Origin of the sequence: Acinetobacter sp. SWBY1 (assembly GCF_002946595.1) — a bacterium.
GTDB lineage: Bacteria > Pseudomonadota > Gammaproteobacteria > Pseudomonadales > Moraxellaceae > Acinetobacter > Acinetobacter towneri.
Genome location: NZ_CP026616.1, coordinates 2787177 through 2808170, shown reverse-complemented (window position 1 = coordinate 2808170; position 20994 = coordinate 2787177). Strand labels below are relative to the sequence as shown.

Here is a 20994-nt window from a genome sequence, read left to right as displayed (position 1 = left end):
GGGTGGTTCATCTGCCCATGCGCTATATAATGTCATTTCAAAAGCCAGTGAATTGTAAAATTCACTGGTTTTTTGTTTTATGGGCAGTTCGTTACTTAATCTAAATTTGTTGAGTAATTTGACTGTTAAAGGTGTTTTCTCACCTCTATGGGAAAGGTATTCAGCTAAACGAAACCCATAGAAAGAACAAAGCGACTACTATTTAGTTGTTAGTAGCCGCTTTTCCGCCTATTTTGTCTTATGATGAATGGAGAGTAATTACTATTCATCAACAATCATCAGTAGAGGTTATAGCTTACTCCTAAACAGCTATTGAAGTGACTTTCTTTGCACCACCAAGAACTGCTGCAATTTTAATCAAACCGATATAAGATAAAAAAATCTCTGAATCGGCAAAATAGTTTGGATAAGCTTCTTTTAATCCCCCAATAGCATTCGTTGAAAGAAGTGCAACTATCCATTTTTCATCTTTTGATAATAATTGCTCATATTGACTATATCTTTGAGAAGCCAATGTTTGCTCTGAGTTTGCAAAAAATTCATGTTCAATCTTTCTTGTCTGCACATTAAGTCGAATTAGTATAAATCCATCCCTGCTGTTTTTTGCAGTCAATACAGTATTCAAATCATTTAAAGTAACACAATAGGTTTTTAAATGGTTTTCTATAGTGATTCCACCTACAGAGCGATCCATAAAATTTTTTATATCAATACATTGATTTATAAGGTGTTGGGTCTGAACAACTTTAGTTAAATATTCTTTTGTTAACTGACCTTTATCATTCTCAAGAAAACCTTTCAAATTTTCAATAATTTGAAATTGATCACTTACATCTTTAAAAAATTTTTTATAATCATAAAGACCATCATTACTTTTTAGATCTTGCCCTGTAAAAATATCAACAATTTCTAATGTTGTTGCCCAACTATGCTGAAGTTTAGTACGAATTTGAAATTCAATTTTTCTTTCTTCATTTAACTTATTGTTAAACTTACCAACTATGTGTATGCATCTATACCCATCATTTTTGGGGTTAAGTATGTAGTTGTCCATTTTTATAAATTTTCCATCATTATAAAAACAATGTTCATTTGCTAAAACTTTAAAAATAGCATTTACTTGTTTTAAATTTTCAACAACTACTCTTATACCACCTATATCCTGCATATTTTTGAGTTGCATGCCATCAAAACGTTTAAGTTTTTTCTTAATTGACTCAAATCGTTTTAATCTTTTAGCAGTAAATGCTTTCTTATCAATTCGATAGATAAAGCGATTTAATAAATTGTGTGCTTCATTCAAAGGCTGAATATGACTATCTCTCCAATATGTTAGTATTTGCATAGTACGTTCTAGCAATTGGCGGTCATCTAATAAACTATCATTAATTAAAGCTTCGCCTGCGCGAGTTACATCTTTTTTTGAGAAGGTCATAAGTAAAAATAAATGTTTTTTATTATTTTATTGTATTTCATATATCTATACCATTTTAAAGTTCGCTTATTGATTAATTATTAATCTAAAAATCATTAATTTTCCAAGTTGAGATTCTAACAAAAACCTAGTCTTTTTTAGACCTAATCAAAATTATCTACACAAATATTATAATTATTGGGAAAGTCAAGCTCATATTATAGTAATTAAAACTAGAAAACTTTAGCTCAAAAAAAAGACCCTTGAAAATCAAGGGTCTTTTTAAATTTGGCGGAAGCGGTGAGATTCGAACTCACGGAGGACTCACACCCTCGTCGGTTTTCAAGACCGGTGCATTAAACCGCTCTGCCACGCTTCCAATGGCGGCTATCATATAAAGAAAAATTCAGCTTGGCAAATATTTTCTAAAAATTATGATCCAAATGTTCAAAATAAAATCAAAAATCAGTCATTTTCTGCAATTTCAGGCTTTTCATAGCGTATCGAATTAATAAACCAGCTCTTTTTGCCTAACGGCGTCTGCACTTCCACCTCATCATCTACCTGTTTAGACAACAAAGCTCTAGCCATAGGTGAATCAATCGAAATATGTTGTGGATGATGATCATAAATTTCATCCACGCCCACAATTCTCAAGGTCTTTAGCTCGCCTTGTTCATTTTCAATTTCGACCCATGCGCCAAAATATACTTTACCCTCTTGTTCAGGTGCAAAATCGACAATGCGCAACTCTTCCAAACGCTTGCCCAAATAACGTACCCGACGGTCAATTTTACGCAAAAGCTGTTTGTTATATTGGTAATCTGCGTTTTCAGAGCGATCGCCGAGACTTGCCGCCCAGTTTACTTTTTTGGTGATTTCAGGGCGTTCTTCATGCCACAAATGCTGTAACTCTGCCACGAGTTTATCGTGTCCAGAACGTGTAATTAAGTTAGATTTCATGGTGTTTTTGCAGCCGGTTTTTTACATTTGGTTAACATCAATCCTATATTTTATTGCATTTTTATACACAATAAAAATTTATAAAATTTATTTCTCAATGAAATGAATACCTTATGTTACATTTTTCAAAAAATTTATGTACAAAATTTGACATCCAAAATTTTCATCTTTATTATTCGCACATCTTTTAGTTTTGATCACTTTTTAACCTGTGTATAAATTTTACACATTTTCCCTTTAATCCCAAGTCATTTTGAATGACGTCATGACTGCCCAACCCTTATTGAATTTATCAAACTTGAAAAAGTTTAAGGTGTGTTGCCTTTGCTTTTTAGGGCATAAATTACTTGTAGCGGAGCCAACATGCACAGTAGTTCAACGTCTGGGTCTAGGCTTAGCCTTCACTCATTTTTTAATCGCCTCCCATTCAAAGTCCTCGCTTTCAGTACTGTTCTTCTCCCATTCCACAGTATTAACGCAGGCAAAGCCGTTCATCAATTTGACAGCGTCGTCAATCAGAACAAATTGACCGTTGTGTCTGTGGAAAATCCAACCACAGTGTTTAAAGATGGACAACATTTACATGGCTTTGGTTATGACCTTGTGCGTAACTATGCCGACAGCATGAATGTGAAACTCGAATTTAAAACGGTAAGCGACAATGCGACCGCTTTAAAATGGGTGTCTTCTGGTAAAGCGAACTTTGCCATGACCACGTCGAGTATCCAAAGCATCGAAAAGCAGCAACTCACGGCATTTTCTGCCAGTTGTGGCGATTTAAATACTTTAAAGCGTAATGGTTTAAATAGTGAGCTGAACTGGGTGTTTAAACACGCAGATGATCCTCTTAGCCAAACCGCAAGCAACTTTGTTTGTCGTGGCAAGCAAAACGGCTCAATTACCCAATTGGCTTCATTTTATAATCGTAATGTGGTCAAACAAGAATCGTGGGATGTGATCCAGCGGGATTTGCGTAATCGTTTACCTTTATATAAGGCCAACTTTAAAAAGACTGCCACGCAGTACGATTTAGACTGGCATCTTTTGGCGGCAATTGGTTATCAGGAATCTTACCTCAAACCCAACTCGGTTTCGCCAACAGGTGTGCGCGGTATTATGATGCTGACCAATAATACAGCCAAAGCGATGGGCGTAAGCAACCGTACCGATCCTGCACAAAGTATTCAGGGTGGTGCTAAGTATTATGACCAAATGCTGAGCCGTTATGAGCATATTCCATTTCCTGATCGTAACTGGTACGCACTAGTGGCTTATAACATGGGCCCAGGCGCAGTCAGTCAGATTCAGAAGCGTATTCGTGCGCAAGGTAAAAACCCAAATAACTGGGTGAACTTATATGCTTATTTAGACCGTAACAAAGCCAGCAATGGTCGTTATCGTCAAGCGGTGCAATACGTGACCCGTATTCGTGCTTATTTAGAGCATATTAAGACCACACCACAATTGGTTAACATCTAAGTCTCTTAAATCGCAAATTTGATTTTGTCGCTTCTTATTTATAGCCCAAATAAAAAAGCCTAGTTGATACGTCAGCTAGGCTTTTTTAATGCTGTAGCGGCAATAAATACCCACTACAGCAGAAATGACTTTAATTAAGCAGATTGCTCAAGAATCTTCTTAAACAAATCTTTTTGTTCTTGGCTTGGTTTTGCAGTTTGCAATGCCATTAATTGTGACATATCACCCTGTACTTTGATTTTACCTGTCATGAAAGCCTGCATTGCAGCAGCCATATCAAATTCTAAGAATACTTTGCGTAAGGTTTCCGCATCCATATTTAATGTTGTTTTCGCGTTGTCCGCCAAACCTTTTTGGATTTTACCGCCATCTAAAGACAACTCGGTGTTGCCTGCAGCATCAGTCACCACTAAGTTAATTGCTAGATTTGCCAATGCAGGAGGTAAATTTAAATCACCAGCTTGAGCCGTTAAGTTTTCTACAGTCGCAAACCAATCATCAGTTAAAAAAGCAGGCATGATTCTTCCTCAATATATTTGTGCATGTGTGTTGTCTATCCAGACACCATCATTATTAAGCTATTTTGCTTGCTGATTGTTATAGCATGATAACCTGAATAAAGGCTAAGAAATTTTGTACGGGACGTTCAGTTTTTGTATATTTAATACTTTATCAAATAAATCAATAGCATAAAAAAACACCAAGCCGAAGCTTGGGGTTCATGTTGAATCTAGGATTGACGCACTATTTAAACTTAGTCTGCAGCGTAGCCTAAATTGACCATATTGATGCGCTTGTTCTGCTCAGCAGCATTTTGTTCAGCCTGATCTGCAAAATCAAATACACGCTGGCTATCTAAAGCTTCAAAGTCAAATAATTCTCGGTCTGCCAATTGTGATGGCGATACATTCTGCAAAGCACCAAAAATACTGTGTAAACGCTTAGGATGGGCTTTATCCCACTCACGCAGCATGTCGTTAATAATCGCACGCTGTAAGTTTTCCTGTGAACCACACAAGTTACACGGAATAATTGGGAATTTGCGCATTTCTGCATATTTGATGATGTCTTTTTCTTCCACATAAGCCAGTGGACGAATCAACATATTTTTCTTGTCTGAAGAAAGTAGCTTCGGCGGCATCGCCTTTAAACTGCCCCCATGGAACAAGTTCAAGAAAAAAGTCGCCAAAATATCATCACGGTGATGCCCAAGCGCCACTTTGGTTGCACCAATTTCCTGTGCAAAGCCATAGAGCGAACCACGGCGCAAACGTGAACATACCGCACAATAGGTTTTTCCTTCAGGGGTTAAACGCTTGGTGATGCTATAGGTGTCTTTTTCCAAAATATAATACGGAATGTTATTTTCTTCTAAATAACGCGGTAATACATCTTCAGGGAAACCAGGTTGCTTTTGGTCTAGGTTGACTGCCACCACATCAAAGTTGATTGGCGCAATACGTTTAAACTGCAACATAATGTCCAGCAAGGTATAACTGTCTTTCCCGCCAGAAATACACACCATGACTTTATCGCCATCTTCAATCATGTTGAAGTCACGAATCGCATGCCCGACTTGACGACGCAGCTTTTTCAACAAACGATAATACGCAGAGCTGGTTGGAAGTTCTGGTTTGAAATTAAAGCCTTGATCGGACTCAACTGGTGAGAACATAGACGCGATTAACCCATGAAAAAAATTACCGCGCAATTTTAGCCGATTCAGACCAATCCCGCATCAAAAGAATGTAATTTCATCGCAATCTTCCTTTTCGTCAGAGAACTTAATTTCTGACTGCGCGTTCATTTCTGTTTGCACACTTTATTTTTGTCTGCGCAGATCGTTTTTTCTGCGGCAAGTTTGAACCCTCAGGTTCACTTTTTCGCCAAGATGCTTATCTTTTGGACTTTTCCACAGTTTTCCACAAAAGCTGTGGATAACTTTGTGGATTTAAAACAACTTGACAACGCCTCTTGCCGTTATTCTAAGGCTTCTCTTTAAATTGATTACTTTTTGATCGATTTTATTTTAATTTAAAATCATACACTTAAGTGTGTCAAGCTGATCCAATTAAAAAAAAATAAATATTTTTTTTGATTACTCTGTCAGCAATTAAGCTTGATTTTTTTCGACACTACTGTAAATGAATTTGTACAAAGCCTTTTCATCTGTGTGATTTTTGTTAAACTCCTATTAACTGTTTGGGGACAGCTTTTAGTGTATTCACAGCATGAACAATAAAATTAATGCCTTTTTACTGTATATTTTGGGGACTGCCAGCATCATGCCTTTGGCAACGACAACGCACGCAGGTCAAATTTATATGTATAAGGACAGCAATGGCAGTACCTTGCTGACCAACCGTAAAAGTGCAGATCGTTCGCTGACAAAAGTAAAAGTCACCTATTATCCAGACAGCAATATTCACAGTTATCGCAACTGGGGCAATTCCGAAGCATCGGTATTGCCAAGTTATAGCCGCAATAAAAATGCCTTTGACCATATTATTCAGCAGGCAGCACAGCAACACGGTGTTTCAGAAGGTCTAATTAAAGCGGTAATGCATACTGAATCGGGGTTTAATGTCAACGCCCGCTCGCCTGTCGGTGCGCAAGGTTTAATGCAGCTCATGCCTGCGACAGCACGACGTTTTAATGTTAGCAATGCTTATGACCCGCATGAAAACATTATGGCGGGTGCAAAATACTTGGCTTGGTTACTCAAACGCTTTAATGGCAACACCACTTTAGCTTTGGCGGGTTATAACGCGGGCGAAGGCAATGTTGCAAAATACGGCGGTGTACCACCTTTTCGTGAAACTCAGGACTATGTACGTCGTGTGACCAGTCGTTATAGCAACCTGTATGCCAACGGTGTTAGTGCAAGTGCTAATAACAATGCGATTACGGCAAATAACAATAGCAATACTCAGAGTCAAAATGCACAAGTGATTGCGCAGTCAGACAATTACACTGCCAGTAGTCATCAAGTGGCGGCAAACAAACGCCCACAACGTCAAATTATTATGGCCGCCGATGGTCGCTTTACCGATGCACCTGCAGGTTCATACGCGACAGGGAATGCCACGGCTTCGGCACGTATTTTTATTTCAGAATAAAAGCTGCAGCACTTCATTTGAGCTTGCGGCAACGCAAGCCTTTTTGAAATGCCAATTGCAGTATCAGCGCAAAATATTTTTAGTACAGTTTTATTATTTTTTCTTGAATTTTTAATACATACACCGCATATTTACGGCATGGTTTATTAATAAATCAGATTACATTTTTAATATAAGAGGATTTACTCAATGATGCGGATTGGTTTGTTCTTGCTAACCAACCTCGCGGTACTGGTTGTAGCTGGCATAATTTTGTCACTCTTCGGTGTCGGTAGTTACCATGGCGCGGGTGGCTTAAACCTAGGCAACCTGTTGGTCATCTGTTTTGTCTTTGGTATGGTTGGCTCTTTAATTTCACTATTCATGTCTAAATGGATGGCGAAAAAAACAACTGGGACTGAATTAATTGACCCGAATGCCCCTCGTAACCAAGCTGAAGCGTGGTTATTAAATGAAGTTGCGCAATTGTCGCAACGTGCTGGTATCAAAATGCCAGAAGTGGGTATTTTCCCTTCTTACCAATCGAATGCTTTTGCAACAGGTTGGAATAAAAACGATGCTTTAGTCGCTGTATCTACAGGGCTGCTTGAGCGTATGAACAAAGATGAATTACGTGCAGTTTTGGCACACGAAATTGGTCACGTTGCCAATGGTGACATGGTGACCTTGGCACTGATTCAAGGTGTGGTCAACGCATTCGTCATGTTCTTTGCCCGTGTTGCAGGTGACTTCATTGACCGTAACGTATTTGGTCGTGAAGATGGCGAAGCACCAGGCTTGGCTTATTTTGCAATTACCATTGTACTGGATATCGTATTTGGTATTTTGGCCTCTTCAATCGTGATGTGGTTCTCGCGTCAACGTGAATACCGTGCCGATGAAGCAGGTGCACGTTTGGCAGGTAAACAAGCCATGATTTCTGCATTATTACGCTTACAAGCAGAATCTGAAATGCCAGATGCAATGCCAAAAGAAATGAAAGCTTTTGCGATTTCTGCAGGTAAAGAAGAAGGTTTTAGCTTGGCAGCGTTATTCCAAACTCACCCAAGCATTGAACAACGTGTTGCAGCTTTACAGCAATTAAATTTACCTTAATACTGCTAGCAAGATATTGTAACAGCGACACCAAAAAGCTTCCTCAGGGAAGCTTTTTTCATGTCTGTAAATTAGATCTGCCAGATGGTTTTGTACTTAAAACAGGTTCATTTAAACAGCAAAACTTTGTGACCAGTGCCACAACCAACTTGCACCGAGCCATGCTGCCCAAATAAAGAAAATAAGAAAAATCACACCAAGCAAATCAGGCAAATGTAGCCACAGCCATGCCACTACAGGATTACGCCAAAATGCTGACTGCTGCTGTTTACGTTCCAATCGCTCATGTAAAAAAGGATGTACCACATGATGCTCACTGTGAATCTGATATTCTTCACGGATATGCGTATGCACTACATCTAAAGCTTTACGGCTTGGACGAATAAATACATCAAATACTGTACCGACAATGGGTACAAAACCAACTACTGCATCTACCACAGCAAGTTTAATCACTGGGGTGAGTTTAGTTTGCGGTACACCAATTTGTTTGGCTTTATAAATCGCATAACAGGTCAGTGCAAAACCTGCGACATCCCCCGCGACAGGTACAGTGCCTAATGCGGCATCTGCTCCCACGCCCTGCTTGGTAAATGGAATACGCACCACAGAATCCATCATATTGGCAAACTTGGCTAAATCGCGCTCTAAGCGAATCACCTCTTGCTGGCTAAGTTTTTTTGAAGATGCAGGTTCTGGCATAGAAAACGTATCGTTGGGTAAATGCAATCTACTTGAGAATAAAGCAGTTTTTTACTCAGGTCTGTTATGATTTTATAAACAGAATTTTGATCAATGCAAAAAGTTTAAGATGAGGTCTTGAATAAGTCATCATCACCGACAGTGTTTAAAGTAACAACTGTGAAGCAATAAATAAGTACACCACCACGCCCGTTGCATCACAAATCGAGGTTACCAAAGGCGCAGAGGCACTGGCAGGGTCTAGTTTCAGGCGATGCAAAATAAAAGGCAAACTCATGCCAATTAAACAGCCCATCAGCACAATGCCCAGCATACTCAGTGCCAATACCACAGACACCATCATATCACCACGGTAATAGCCTAAAATTGAAACCGCAAAAGCCATCGTTCCACCCAAACATAGCGCCACCAAACTTTCACGTCCGAGTAAATGCAGCCAATCTTTAAATTGCACATCACCTGTAGCCAGTGCCCGTACCATTAAGGTCGCAGACTGAGAACCCGCATTACCACCACTACCGACCAAAAGCGGCAAGAAAAAAACCAGTACAATATGTGCTGCAATAATGTCTTCATAATGCGCAATGCCAATTCCAGACAATAAACTGCCAAATACCAAAATCACCAACCAAAACACACGTTTGCGATATAAAAATAAAATTGGCGCAGTTTTTATACTCATGCCAGGTGAAGACGCTACCGCACTGGATTTTAAAAAGTCTTCTGTAGTTTCTGCCTGTACCACGTCCATCGCATCATCATAGGTGACAATCCCCAGTAAATGCTGTGCATCATCTACAATCGGTAAGGCCAAAAAATCATAATGGCTGAGTTTTTGCGCGATACTTTCCTGATCTTCAGTCACCAAACCTGTGACCAAATCGGTGCACATCACATTTTTAATTTTTTGTTCAGGCGGGTTTTGAATAATTTCCCTTAAAGAAATAACCCCCAATAGTTTCATTAGTTCATCGACAATATAAATCAGGTACAAAGTTTCCCGATCTGTGGTCATTCTGCGCAATTCATCTATAGCTTGCTGCATGTTCAGTTCTGGCGAGAGCACCACGAAATCCGAACTCATAATCGCGCCCGCAGATTCTTCAGGATAGCGCGCTAAAGTCTGAATCTGTGCGCGTTTTTCTTCCGTAATGTGTAAGCTGACAAAACGCTGTAAATGCGGAGAAAGTAACTTAAATAAGTCGGTGCGGTCATCTGAATGCATGGCTGAAATCAGTTTGACCAATTGCTGCGGTGCAATCGCTTCGGCAATTTGAAGTTGTGAATGCAGTGGTAAAAATTCCATCACCAAGGCAGCACTGTCAATTTGTTCAATTAAACTCAGCTGTGCTTTCAGGCTTAAATACTGCATTAAGTCGGCTAAATCGGCAGGATTGATACTGTCGATCAGGCTGTGTACTGTGCTTGGCTGATGCAATTGTAAGGCTTGTTCTAACTGTTCAGCGTGCAGATTGGTCATTGCTCTCACCCACTCCATCATTCCAAAAACGTAAAATGAAGAATGGGCGCAGTGTCTCGGCCCAAACCAACCCTTAAAAAACCGAAAATCTGTAGATTTATGCAAGATTTTTAGCGTTTCATATCATAGCCTATAATTTTGCTAAGTGCCTAATAAAAAACATCTTTAGTTTATGGGTGATGAACGATTCACTTGAAATATAGAACGAACCAGCACATACATAAACGGAATAAAAACAAGCACTAAAATTGTGCCAAAAATAACTCCACCTAAAACACTCACCCCAATTTCCTGACGGCTTGCTGCACCTGCACCAAAGGCAAATACTAGCGGCAAAATACCTGCACCAAATGCCAATGAGGTCATTAAAATAGGTCTGAGCCGTAAGCTTGCACCTTCTAAAGCGGCTTGAATCACCTGTTTGCCTTGTTGCTGCGCAGCCGAAGCAAACTCCACAATTAAGATGGCATTTTTACATGACAAACCAATGGTGGTGAGCAAGGCAATTTGGAAATAAATATCGTTCGGGAAACCTGCCAAATAGCTGAAAATAATATTTCCACCAATCCCTAAAGGAATGGCACTCATGACCGCTGTTGGAATACTCCAACTTTCATACAAGGCCGCAAGGCACAAGAAAATAAACCCGATGGAAACCAAATACAGTAACAAAGCCTGATTGCTAGACTGATTTTCTTCAAAAGACAACCCACTCCATGCCAAGTCAATGCCCTGCTGCTGTGCCACCATCTGTTCTAAATCACGCATCGCCTGCCCTGAGCTATATCCTTCGGCAGTATCGGCTTCCATTTGCACGGCGCTATACCCCATAAAACGATTGACGACTTCTGGCCCACCGCTCCAACTGAGTTGAGCAAACTGGCTAAAAGGTACCATTTGATTTTGCTGACTGCGTACCGACCATTGATTCAAATCTTCAGGTTTACCACGAAATTCGGCATCACCCTGCATAATCACACGTTTAATTCGACCACGGTCAATAAAGTCGTTGATATAACTACCGCCCCAAGCTGCCGCTAAGGTACTGTTAATAGCCGTTTGATTTAAACCTGCTGCCATCGCCTGTTTCTGATCAATCGTGACGTTTAACTCCGCTTTTTCAGGATTGGCACGTTGATCTAAATTTTTAAAGCTTTGATATTGAGCGGCTTGCTGCTGTAAATTTTGAAATTGCTGAATTAAAAAATCGCGTCCTGTACCATTCACATCGCGCATCCAGAACTCTAAGCCATCGGTTTGCCCCAAACCACGAACTGCTGCGGGCATGCCAATGGTAATTTGTGCATTGGGATGCTGTCGAAAATGCTGCATGGCACGTTCACGAATGGCTTGTGCAGTATGTTGCTGCCCTTGACGCTCATCCCAATGTTTTAGCGCAATAAAACCCTGACCTAAATTCTGCCCTGTTCCTGAAAAATTACGTCCATAACGAATCATCACCAAATCGACATTATGGGCTTCATGCTGCATAAAGTATTCGCGTATGCTTTCGCCCACTTCACGACTTTTAGACAACGGCGCACCTTCCTGTAATTTAAATTGCACCGACAACATGCCCTGATCTTCATTAGGAATAAAACTGGTAGGTAGGGCACGGTAAAACAAAGCAAAAACCGTCAGTAAGCCTGCAAAAATAACCAGACAAATCGCTTTATGCTGAATCATCCAGCCTGATAATTTGAGATAGTGTTGTTTTAAGCTTTCCAGTTTTTGATTAAACCAGATGGCCCATTGAGCAGGTTGTGAATTGGGTTTTAAAATCAAAGCACACAAAGCAGGCGTTAAAATTAAGGCCACACCTAAAGACAGCGCCATCGCAGTCACTAAGGTGATAGAAAACTGGCGATAAATTACTCCAGTCGAACCACCAAAAAATGCCATTGGAATAAATACTGCGGTCAAAACCAAGGTAATGCCGACCAAAGCACCGCTAATTTCCTGCATAGATGCGATAGATGCCTGTTTAGCCGAGAGCTGCTGTTCGTGCATTAAACGCTCGACGTTTTCCACCACGACAATCGCATCATCCACCAATAAACCAATGGCTAAGACCAAAGCGAATAATGTCAGCGTGTTAATACTCATCCCAAAGAGTTGCAACACGGCCATAGTGCCTAAAATCACCACAGGCACGGTTACGGTAGGAATGAGCGTCGCGCGCCAGTTTTGTAAAAACAAGAACATCACGATGACAACTAAAATCACCGCTTCAATTAAAGTTTTCACCACTTCTTTAATCGATTCCTGTACGAATGGCGTGTTATCTCGAGGATAGACAATTTTGTAACCCTCGGGCAATTGCTGTTTTAAATGCTCAATTTGTTTTTGAATTAAGGCCGAAGTTTGTAGCGCATTGGCACCAGACGATAAGGAAACCCCCATCCCTGCCGATGGAAAACCATTAATGGTATTAAAACTTTGATAATTTTCTGCACCGAGTTCAATACGTGCCACATCTTTTAAATAAACAAAGCTGCCAGCCTGATCTGCTTTTAAAATAATATTTTCAAATTCTTCTACCGTTTTTAAGCGTGAACCTGAGGTGACTTTGGCATTGAGATATTGTTCTTGTGCTGTGGGTAATTCACCAATTGCCCCTGCCGCGACTTGGGTATTTTGTGCCAATACTGCGGCACGTACATCACTTGGCATGAGTGCGTATTGTTTTAACTTTAACGGATTCAGCCAAATCCGCATTGCATATTGTGCACCAAAAACATCGACCTCACCTACACCTTCAATACGTGCCAGTTCTTGCTCTAAATGCCCCATCATATAGTCAGACAAGGCAATATTGCTACTTTTGCCTGTGGCATCGTACAGCCCAATGACCATGTGGGTATCACCCAATGATTTAAAGACATTTACCCCCTGACGCTGCACATCTTCAGGTAAGCGGTTAATTGCGCCATTAATCGCATTTTGTACCTGGACTTGTGCGGTATCGGGGTTGGTACCATTTTCAAAGCTAATGCTGATGCGACTTCGTCCTGAAGAATCACTGCTAGAACTGAAATACAGTAAGTGATCTAAGCCTTTAATTTGCTGTTCTAAAACCTGTGTGACGCTTTCTTCAACCGTTTCTGCCGAAGCTCCCGTATAAGTTGCACTGACAGTGATACGAGGTGGTGCAATGTCTGGGTAGCGTTCTACAGGTAAATTTAATACTGAAAAAATCCCGAGTGCCATCACCACAATGGCGAGCACACCTGCAAAAATAGGACGTTCAATAAAAAATTTAGACAACATAAAACTGGATCACTTATAGATGGCAATGTTGATATTTAAATATGAAATGAATCAAGTGGATGAAGATCATCAAAAAAACTTGAAACCGTTTTTCAAATTAACACAGCAAAATAGAACTTCGATGACTGCATATCAAAAAATCTAGTTTTGTCACAAAAATATTGATTGGTCTTCATTTTTTCTCACAGATTTTGTATTTGACCTCCCAATTTTGGGATAGCTCCTAGATTCATCTTATTTCTATACTTCTGACATAACAATTTGGATGACAAGGAATTCATGATGAAAAAAACCTTATTATGCTTAACTTTAGCAGGCTTACTCAGTGCATGTGGTGGTTCAGACAATGATTCTGGTAGTTCTGCTCCCCCACCATCAAACACCACAAAAACTGGCGTACTGACCGATGGGCCTGTGAGTGGTGCAACTTATACAATTAATGGTGTCTCTAAACGTACAAATGCTCAAGGGGAGTTTGAATATCAAGAGGGTGATGAAATCACTTTCTCCATCGGAAATATTGAAATTGGCACAGTGATTGGTGCTGATCGTATTACCCCTGTGGAGTTAGCTGATGATGTAACAACACGAACAAATTTACTTATTTTTTTACAATCTTTAGATTCTGAGGGTGATCATGACGATGGTATTCAAATCCCTGACTCAGTGAGTCAACTCCCTGCAAACTCAATTGACTTCTCTAAACCAACAACAGAATTTATTACAAGCTTTCAACCTGTTCTACAAACAATAGAAGTTTTTAAAGATAAAGTCGTAGTTAGCGCAACAGAAGCACAAGCTAACTTTAACAAAACACTCCTCAAAGATATCGTTGGGGTTTGGTACGCAAAAAATGCTGAATCAGAAATCGTACTTCAAGTAACCTCAGACGGGAAATACCTGATTGGCGAACCTATTGTTAGCTCACCATCTGATAGTGCGAATGGCATGGAGTACGGTGAGTTATCGGTAAATGCTGTTGCTGGAGATTTATGGGCGCAATCTTCAATTGATACAAATGAAGATTGGGGCTTAACTGATTCTGGAAAAACACGTGATATGAAAATATCATTTGATGGTACGCAGTTAAAAATTTCTGAAGCTCAAAACCCTAATGAAAGTGCAACATTTACTAAAGTCCCTCAAAACAATTCGAGCATTGCCGGTGCTTGGAACTCAAGTTCAGGCAAGCAACTATTTGTTTTCAATCCAGATAATAATACCTATATCATGGTTGATGCTGTTGGGGACGATCAAGTGGAAGTTGGAGAAATGCCTTGTGGTGGACCAGGTATCGAATATGGTAAATATCGTGTTCAAGATGGAAAGTTATTCGTAGATAATATCCTGATCGATACAAATGGCTGTGCAGGCTTATCTGACAATAGTGCAAACTCAAGCTCAGGTCTACCAGTCACGGTTAATTCGACATCACTTACACTCCACGAACCAAATGAAGGTACATTTATACTCACAAGACCCAATACAGAAGGTGCTACCACAAGTAGCGCAAGCCAATTCTATAAAGATATTGCTGGAACTTGGGAAATTGGACGTACCAATGCATCTGCTGTTTTATTACATATTTTACCCGATGGACGTTATGCTCTGGGTGAAGCAGATGTAGCTGATGAAACAGGGAAGCCTGGTATTGAAATCGGACAATTAAATTGGAATGCTTTAACCTCAGCGCTGAACCCTGTAATTTCCATAGATACAAACGGTGACTACGGGCTTTCACATCCTGACAATGATGGTCACCACCGCCTAAGTTATAATGGCACAGATCTAGTGCTGACTGATGTAGGAAGTAATAGCACCTATATTTTAACTAAAGTAAAACAATCATCAGGTCTAGTTGGCACTTGGCAATTTAATCAAACTCACTTGTTTGCTTTCTTTGACACAGGATTCTATTTCTTGTTAGACACCGAAGGTGATTGCGATAACCCAGGAATTGAATATGGTAAATATTCAATAACATCCAATACACTTGCCGTAACAGAAGTGTTATATGACACCAACGGTTGCGGTGGATTACATGACACTTCGGATAGCACTAAAGTTAATGCAACTTATAGCATCTCAGGAACAAGCCTAACCTTGCATCCGCAAGGCGAAGACACTTTTACCCTACAACGTAGTAACTAAAATACTCAGAAGCAGCTTAAGCCCGACTTAGGCTGCTTTAACCAATATGCTCAAAATGAATGGTACAACCCATTAATAAATGCATAAGTTCAATTTGCGAGTTGCATTGGGTTTTTTCATAAATATTTTTAAAATAAGTGCGCACCGAACTGAGGGTAATCCCGCAATGTTCCGCAATTTCTTCTAACTTATAACCATTCAACAACAACTCACACAACTCAAACTCACGTTTAGATAATTGATAAGCTTGCTGCAAATAGGCTTTAGACAAGGCATAGTGCTGATGTTTATCGGTCAGAAATACCGCAATTTGATGTTGTCCTGCATTTTGATGCTGCATATTTTTTAATTTAGAACAAGGTACGATAGTCAGCATTAATTGTTGTCCTTTCGCATCTGACAAAGACAATACACCGCCTACATCTGCGTTTAATGCCGACTGTCCCAACAACGCTGAATGTAATAGTTGATCTAAACGACTTTGATCATAAGCATGGGTTTTTAATCGATTATACAAATCCAAATCTAAACATGAATCGTGTTCCAGCATGCTTTGAGCTAAAGGGTTTGAATAAGTCAAACTCAGCTGATGATCAAGCAAAATTACACCTGTTTTTAAATGATCGAGCACGCTATACAAACTTAAATTTTCTTGTTTAACCAAACTAAATTGACGATGGATTTGTAAGGCACGGCGCAAATGCACACCCAAATGCTTTAAAAAATCCAACTCTTTTTGTTGATACGGCGCTACATCTGGCGCACGATGTAATCCTAAAACTGCCCAACGATGTGAACCCTGATCGAGCAAAACAGCCGAGATATAACTAATTCCCGTCGGATTCAAACACCGTTCATAAAAGATATATTCATCACTTTCAGGGTTTTCCCCATAATGCGATAAATCCGAGCTCGCTACTTGGCCCACACCTAAATTTTCCCACAATACTCGGTGTAACTGCATGTCAATCACACGAATCCGCTCATCACGATAGGCATGCAAAGCTTCATCTGGAATATTGTGACTAAATAAAAAATCGTAACTTGGACTAAATTGATCTAAGGCAGTAAAAATGGCGGTTTTACTGTCTGTATATTGAACAATTTTTTCAATTACTTGCGGCCATAAATTCACATCTACAGCGGCATCATAAATACTGCCTATAATTTCGTGTTCTCGGTTATCCATTTTTATCCCCTTTATGCCTACTCCAATCTGCATTACATTTATTTAATCATTTGTTTTTCTTATTGTTCTAAAAAGAATAATGAGTTTTATTCACAAAAAAAAGGAGTTTAGATACATATTACACATTTAATGTGTAAATAAAAAATAGCTAGGTGATTTTGTCTTTTTATGTGTGCAATCTCTACATTACAAAAACTGCGCCATAAAAAAAACCCCGTATCTGACGATACGAGGTTTTTGAAGTTTGGGTACGCTGATAATTACATCATACCGCCCATACCACCCATGCCACCCATATCTGGCATTGCTGGCTTGTCTTCTGGAATTTCAGTAATCATACATTCTGTTGTTAACATCAGGCCAGCAACAGACGCTGCATGCTCAAGTGCAGAACGAGTTACTTTTGCAGGGTCAAGAATACCCATTTCCAACATGTCGCCATATTCACCAGTCGCAGCGTTATAACCATAGTTACCTTCACCGTTCTTCACAGCATTGATTACTACAGATGGCTCATCACCAGCATTGGCTACGATTTGACGAAGCGGAGCTTCAATTGCACGACGAAGAATGTTGATACCTACGTTTTGGTCATCGTTAGCACCAGTCAGACCATCAAGTGCAGATGCAGCACGCACCAGTGCAACACCACCACCTGCAACAACACCTTCTTCAACCGCAGCGCGAGTTGCGTGAAGCGCATCATCCACACGGTCTTTCTTCTCTTTCATTTCAACTTCAGTTGCAGCACCAATTTTGATGACTGCTACACCGCCTGCTAATTTAGCAACACGTTCTTGAAGTTTTTCTTTGTCATATTCAGAAGTAGATTCTTCGATTTGCGCACGGATTTGCTGAACACGCTCAGAAATCTGATTTGCATCACCAGCACCATCCACAATCACGGTGTTTTCTTTAGAGACTGTAACTTTGTGCGCGCTCCCCAAATGCTCTAGTGATGTTTGCTCCAAAGACATACCAATTTCTTCAGAAATAACCGTACCGCCTGTCAAGATTGCAATATCTTGAAGCATTGCTTTACGACGATCACCAAAACCAGGCGCTTTCACTGCACATACTTTAATGATGCCGCGCATGTTGTTTACAACAAGTGTTGCCAACGCTTCGCCTTCAACATCTTCAGCGATGATCAGAAGAGGCTTACCTGTTTTTGCAACCGCTTCTAGGACAGTAATCAGTTCACGAATGTTGCTGATTTTTTTATCAACAAGAAGAATGAACGGGTTTTCAAGTTCTGCAGTCAAAGTATCTTGTTTGTTCGCGAAGTATGGCGAGATATAACCGCGGTCAAACTGCATACCTTCTACAACGTCAAGCGCGTCTTCAAAGCCTGAACCTTCTTCAACAGTGATTACGCCTTCTTTACCAACGCGTTCCATTGCTTCTGCAATTAACTTGCCCACAGTCGTGTCCGAGTTTGCAGAAATAGAACCTACTTGCTCAATCGCTTTCGTGTCAGAAGCAGGTTTAGCCGTTGCTCTAATGTCTGCAACGACTGCCTTTACAGCAAGGTCGATACCACGTTTCAAATCCATTGGGTTCATGCCCGCAGTTACAGATTTGATGCCTTCATTTAAAATGGCTTGTGCAAGTACTGTTGCAGTGGTCGTACCGTCACCTGCGATATCATTGGTTTTGCTAGACACTTCACGTACAAGCTGAGCACCCATGTTCTCAAACTTGTCTTTCAAGGTGATTTCTTTCGCAACAGATACACCATCTTTAGTGATGTGCGGCGCACCGAAAGAACGGTCAATCACTACGTTACGACCTTTAGGGCCTAAAGTTACTTTAACTGCGTCTGCAAGTACGTTTACACCTGCGATCATTTTTGTGCGAGCTGAATCACCAAATTTTACGTCTTTAGCTGACATGTTTAACTCCAAATATTTTTAAATAATGTTCAAATTTGCTTTGAATAAGAGTTCTGAACTTAGCCTTCAAGTACCGCTAAAATATCAGACTCTTTCATAATTAGAAGTTCTTCACCGTCTACTTTAACTGTGGTGCCTGCATAAGTACCAAACAAGACTTTGTCGCCCACTTTTACGTCTAAAGCGCGTACGCCATTGTCTGTAATTTGACCATTACCTACTGCAATCACTTCACCTTGGGCTGGTTTTTCTGCAGCAGAACCTGGAAGCAAGATACCGCCAGCTGTTTTTGTTTCTTCTTCAACACGACGAATAACTACGCGGTCATGTAATGGACGAATGTTGCTCATAAATAACTCCATTAGACTAAGTCAATGTATAGATTCCTGATGACGACTTAATTATTCCTTTGGTCATCATCAAAATAAATTTTAGATGACACTGTTGTGGGGATGGAAATAAACGCTTCAAGGGGGAAAGATAAAAATATTTCAGTTTTTGTTGTTTTTTTAGACAAATTGGCTAGGTCGGTGTTTTATTCTGCATTTTGTTGCCACAACACAAATTGCTTTTTTTCAGCATCAAAAATGTAATGCTGCACATCACCATTGTTACACAATACATTTAAGCTATTCGGCATACCTTGATGCAAACGATATGAAATTGCAGTACCCGCATGAATATCCAGCACAGGATGCGCTGCGCCTAAGGCATAAATTTGATTTAAGTCATATACTGCGGGTTGATGTAAATGCCCATGCAGCAAGGCATATAAACCATTTTTACTCCACTGCTCTAAGGCAATTCGCCCCAACACTGGGCAATCTTTAATGCTGTGGCGATCATCTGGTGGTGTATAAAATGGTTGATGCGCCACCAAAATTTTTAACTTATTTGTGGGCGCAGCTTGCAGCAAAGTATCTATTTCCTGAATTTGATTCAAAGAAATATGCCCGCGAGTATGAAAACGGCGTCGAATACTATTTACGCCTATCAGATAAAAATGTTGCGTTTCCAACACACTTTCCATACGCCCAAAAAACAACTGATACCGCGCAAACGGACTAAAAAAACGATTCCAAAGATGATATAGCGGAATATCGTGATTTCCTGGCACAACCAAATACGGTAAATTCAAACTGTCTAAAAAATGCTTACAAGCATAAAACTGTGCATAGCGTGCACGTTGGGTTAAATCACCACTGACCACAACCGCTTCCGGTCGCATACTTGCACACAGTTGTTGTACTGCCTGCATACAAGCCACATTTTCAGTGCCAAAGTGCAAATCAGACAGATGCAGCAGCATGCGGCACCTTAATCTTCAATGCATTTTTCAATACAGAAATACGCAGTGGTGGGCGCATTTTGACAATTTCCCCATCAAGCGCCACGGTCAGTTGTTGGCGTTTACTATGAATGACCACCTGCTCTGCTGCAAAACTGTACATATCATTCGCTTGCTCAGCGTTCCCCTGAATTAATTGCCACAGAATTTTAAATAAAGTCAATTTATCGGACTTTGCCACTGCAACACCTGCGACTTTGCCTGCTGCAGCAGCTTTGGCAATACGTAAATTCATTTCAGACAGTTGTAATTGATTATTCCCAAAGAAAATGAGCGGCGTTTTCAGCGGATAGCGCTTTGTATCGACCTCTATTTCTAATTTTAATTCTTTACGGTCACGCAGCAGTACATCTAAAGCCGAGGTATAGGCATGTAAAGGAAAGCGTCCTAAATAACGGTTATAACGCTCACGTTTTTGAATAAATAAAGGGTATAAACCCAAACTGGCATTATTTAAATAGATGTGTTGATTGATTTGTGCCACATGCACAGCACGCGTACTGCCAGTTGCGATGACATGCGCTGCTTCAATTAAATCTAGCGGAATATTCAGTAAGCGCGCCACATAATTAAACGTGCCCAAAGGCAAAATACCCATGGGGATAGATGTCCCTTTTAACTTTGCAGCAACCGCATTTAAAGTACCATCTCCACCCGCTGCAACCACAACACCGCTTAACTGCGCTGCTTGATGCCGTGCTAACACCTGTTGCATCAGTTGATCAAAATTGGCGATTTCACCCATTTCAAACAATTGGATTTCAAAACCATGCTGTGACAAAACATGCAACAGTTCTTCATAGACACCTTCTTGCTGTGTGGCATGAAATCCAGATTTTTGATTATAAATAAGCGATAAAGGCTGTAATGTTGTCGACATTTTCTTCAA

16 protein-coding genes and 1 tRNA gene are annotated in these 20994 nt (G+C 40.2%); 4 read left to right on the top strand and 13 right to left on the bottom strand.

Annotated elements, in window-relative coordinates; genetic code table 11:
- Positions 1-301: 301 nt before the first annotated feature.
- From C3Y93_RS13535 to greB, 3 genes are all read right to left on the bottom strand, one after another.
- Positions 302-1435, bottom strand: coding sequence for a hypothetical protein (locus tag C3Y93_RS13535; RefSeq protein ID WP_104853172.1), 1134 nt, complete (start codon positions 1433-1435; stop codon positions 302-304).
- A 268-nt stretch (positions 1436-1703) separates the two neighbouring features.
- Positions 1704-1793 (bottom strand) — tRNA-Ser (locus C3Y93_RS13530).
- Positions 1794-1879: 86 nt separating this feature from the next.
- The gene (greB, locus tag C3Y93_RS13525; RefSeq protein ID WP_104853171.1) at positions 1880-2377 is read right to left on the bottom strand and encodes a transcription elongation factor GreB; all 498 of its coding nucleotides are present in this window, start codon (positions 2375-2377) and stop codon (positions 1880-1882) included.
- Between the two features lie 363 nt (positions 2378-2740).
- On the opposite strand from greB, the gene C3Y93_RS13520 reads away from it, so the two are divergent.
- The gene (locus tag C3Y93_RS13520) at positions 2741-3856 is read left to right on the top strand and encodes a transglycosylase SLT domain-containing protein (protein ID WP_104853170.1); all 1116 of its coding nucleotides are present in this window, start codon (positions 2741-2743) and stop codon (positions 3854-3856) included.
- Between the two features lie 134 nt (positions 3857-3990).
- On the opposite strand, the gene C3Y93_RS13515 is transcribed toward C3Y93_RS13520, so the two are convergent.
- Positions 3991-4374 (bottom strand): SCP2 sterol-binding domain-containing protein, encoded by a 384-nt coding sequence (locus tag C3Y93_RS13515; protein WP_004972111.1) that lies wholly within the window; start codon positions 4372-4374, stop codon positions 3991-3993.
- A 236-nt stretch (positions 4375-4610) separates the two neighbouring features.
- Positions 4611-5531: a tRNA 2-thiocytidine(32) synthetase TtcA gene (gene ttcA / locus C3Y93_RS13510; RefSeq protein WP_104853169.1), complete on the bottom strand. Its 921-nt coding sequence runs from the start codon at positions 5529-5531 to the stop codon at positions 4611-4613.
- 556 nt (positions 5532-6087) lie between these two features.
- On the opposite strand from ttcA, the gene C3Y93_RS13505 reads away from it, so the two are divergent.
- Positions 6088-6975 carry a lytic transglycosylase domain-containing protein gene (locus tag C3Y93_RS13505; RefSeq protein ID WP_104853168.1) on the top strand — a complete coding sequence of 296 codons (888 nt, stop codon included), beginning with the start codon at positions 6088-6090 and terminating at the stop codon, positions 6973-6975.
- Positions 6976-7164: 189 nt separating this feature from the next.
- Positions 7165-8070 (top strand): protease HtpX, encoded by a 906-nt coding sequence (gene htpX / locus C3Y93_RS13500; protein ID WP_004972117.1) that lies wholly within the window; start codon positions 7165-7167, stop codon positions 8068-8070.
- Positions 8071-8181: 111 nt separating this feature from the next.
- On the opposite strand, the gene C3Y93_RS13495 is transcribed toward htpX, so the two are convergent.
- The 3 genes from C3Y93_RS13495 to C3Y93_RS13485 form a co-directional block, all read right to left on the bottom strand.
- Positions 8182-8772 (bottom strand): DUF4112 domain-containing protein, encoded by a 591-nt coding sequence (locus C3Y93_RS13495; protein WP_104853167.1) that lies wholly within the window; start codon positions 8770-8772, stop codon positions 8182-8184.
- 145 nt (positions 8773-8917) lie between these two features.
- Complete coding sequence (gene mgtE / locus C3Y93_RS13490; RefSeq protein WP_075175071.1) at positions 8918-10252, bottom strand: magnesium transporter; 1335 nt, start codon at positions 10250-10252, stop codon at positions 8918-8920.
- A gap of 165 nt (positions 10253-10417) precedes the next feature.
- Positions 10418-13522 (bottom strand): multidrug efflux RND transporter permease subunit, encoded by a 3105-nt coding sequence (locus C3Y93_RS13485; RefSeq protein ID WP_104853166.1) that lies wholly within the window; start codon positions 13520-13522, stop codon positions 10418-10420.
- A gap of 282 nt (positions 13523-13804) precedes the next feature.
- Here C3Y93_RS13485 and C3Y93_RS14485 point away from each other — a divergent pair, with 282 nt between their 5' ends.
- Complete coding sequence (locus C3Y93_RS14485) at positions 13805-15673, top strand: hypothetical protein (RefSeq protein ID WP_228153768.1); 1869 nt, start codon at positions 13805-13807, stop codon at positions 15671-15673.
- A gap of 37 nt (positions 15674-15710) precedes the next feature.
- Here C3Y93_RS14485 and C3Y93_RS13475 read toward each other — a convergent pair whose 3' ends face one another.
- The 5 genes from C3Y93_RS13475 to C3Y93_RS13455 form a co-directional block, all read right to left on the bottom strand.
- Positions 15711-16862 carry a helix-turn-helix domain-containing protein gene (locus C3Y93_RS13475; RefSeq protein WP_004972128.1) on the bottom strand — a complete coding sequence of 384 codons (1152 nt, stop codon included), beginning with the start codon at positions 16860-16862 and terminating at the stop codon, positions 15711-15713.
- 260 nt (positions 16863-17122) lie between these two features.
- Positions 17123-18757 (bottom strand): chaperonin GroEL, encoded by a 1635-nt coding sequence (gene groL, locus C3Y93_RS13470; RefSeq protein WP_096900991.1) that lies wholly within the window; start codon positions 18755-18757, stop codon positions 17123-17125.
- A 59-nt stretch (positions 18758-18816) separates the two neighbouring features.
- Positions 18817-19107 (bottom strand): co-chaperone GroES, encoded by a 291-nt coding sequence (locus tag C3Y93_RS13465; protein WP_004972131.1) that lies wholly within the window; start codon positions 19105-19107, stop codon positions 18817-18819.
- Positions 19108-19292: 185 nt separating this feature from the next.
- Positions 19293-20066: a metallophosphoesterase family protein gene (locus C3Y93_RS13460; RefSeq protein ID WP_104853165.1), complete on the bottom strand. Its 774-nt coding sequence runs from the start codon at positions 20064-20066 to the stop codon at positions 19293-19295.
- On the bottom strand, positions 20047-20985 hold the full coding sequence (locus C3Y93_RS13455; protein WP_104853164.1) for a diacylglycerol/lipid kinase family protein: 939 nt from the start codon (positions 20983-20985) through the stop codon (positions 20047-20049). Before C3Y93_RS13455 ends, C3Y93_RS13460 begins: the two co-directional genes overlap by 20 nt.
- Positions 20986-20994 lie beyond the last annotated feature (9 nt).

What these genes read in the sequence shown, in the direction of transcription:
- C3Y93_RS13535 (WP_104853172.1), bottom strand. Translation starts at nt 1,435, where the DNA reads ATGACCTTCTCAAAAAAAGATGTAACTCGCGCAGGCGAAGCTTTAATT.
- greB (WP_104853171.1), bottom strand. Translation starts at nt 2,377, where the DNA reads ATGAAATCTAACTTAATTACACGTTCTGGACACGATAAACTCGTGGCA.
- C3Y93_RS13520 (WP_104853170.1), top strand. Translation starts at nt 2,741, where the DNA reads ATGCACAGTAGTTCAACGTCTGGGTCTAGGCTTAGCCTTCACTCATTT.
- C3Y93_RS13515 (WP_004972111.1), bottom strand. Translation starts at nt 4,374, where the DNA reads ATGCCTGCTTTTTTAACTGATGATTGGTTTGCGACTGTAGAAAACTTA.
- ttcA (WP_104853169.1), bottom strand. Translation starts at nt 5,531, where the DNA reads ATGTTCTCACCAGTTGAGTCCGATCAAGGCTTTAATTTCAAACCAGAA.
- C3Y93_RS13505 (WP_104853168.1), top strand. Translation starts at nt 6,088, where the DNA reads ATGAACAATAAAATTAATGCCTTTTTACTGTATATTTTGGGGACTGCC.
- htpX (WP_004972117.1), top strand. Translation starts at nt 7,165, where the DNA reads ATGATGCGGATTGGTTTGTTCTTGCTAACCAACCTCGCGGTACTGGTT.
- C3Y93_RS13495 (WP_104853167.1), bottom strand. Translation starts at nt 8,772, where the DNA reads ATGCCAGAACCTGCATCTTCAAAAAAACTTAGCCAGCAAGAGGTGATT.
- mgtE (WP_075175071.1), bottom strand. Translation starts at nt 10,252, where the DNA reads ATGACCAATCTGCACGCTGAACAGTTAGAACAAGCCTTACAATTGCAT.
- C3Y93_RS13485 (WP_104853166.1), bottom strand. Translation starts at nt 13,522, where the DNA reads ATGTTGTCTAAATTTTTTATTGAACGTCCTATTTTTGCAGGTGTGCTC.
- C3Y93_RS14485 (WP_228153768.1), top strand. Translation starts at nt 13,805, where the DNA reads ATGAAAAAAACCTTATTATGCTTAACTTTAGCAGGCTTACTCAGTGCA.
- C3Y93_RS13475 (WP_004972128.1), bottom strand. Translation starts at nt 16,862, where the DNA reads ATGGATAACCGAGAACACGAAATTATAGGCAGTATTTATGATGCCGCT.
- groL (WP_096900991.1), bottom strand. Translation starts at nt 18,757, where the DNA reads ATGTCAGCTAAAGACGTAAAATTTGGTGATTCAGCTCGCACAAAAATG.
- C3Y93_RS13465 (WP_004972131.1), bottom strand. Translation starts at nt 19,107, where the DNA reads ATGAGCAACATTCGTCCATTACATGACCGCGTAGTTATTCGTCGTGTT.
- C3Y93_RS13460 (WP_104853165.1), bottom strand. Translation starts at nt 20,066, where the DNA reads ATGCTGCTGCATCTGTCTGATTTGCACTTTGGCACTGAAAATGTGGCT.
- C3Y93_RS13455 (WP_104853164.1), bottom strand. Translation starts at nt 20,985, where the DNA reads ATGTCGACAACATTACAGCCTTTATCGCTTATTTATAATCAAAAATCT.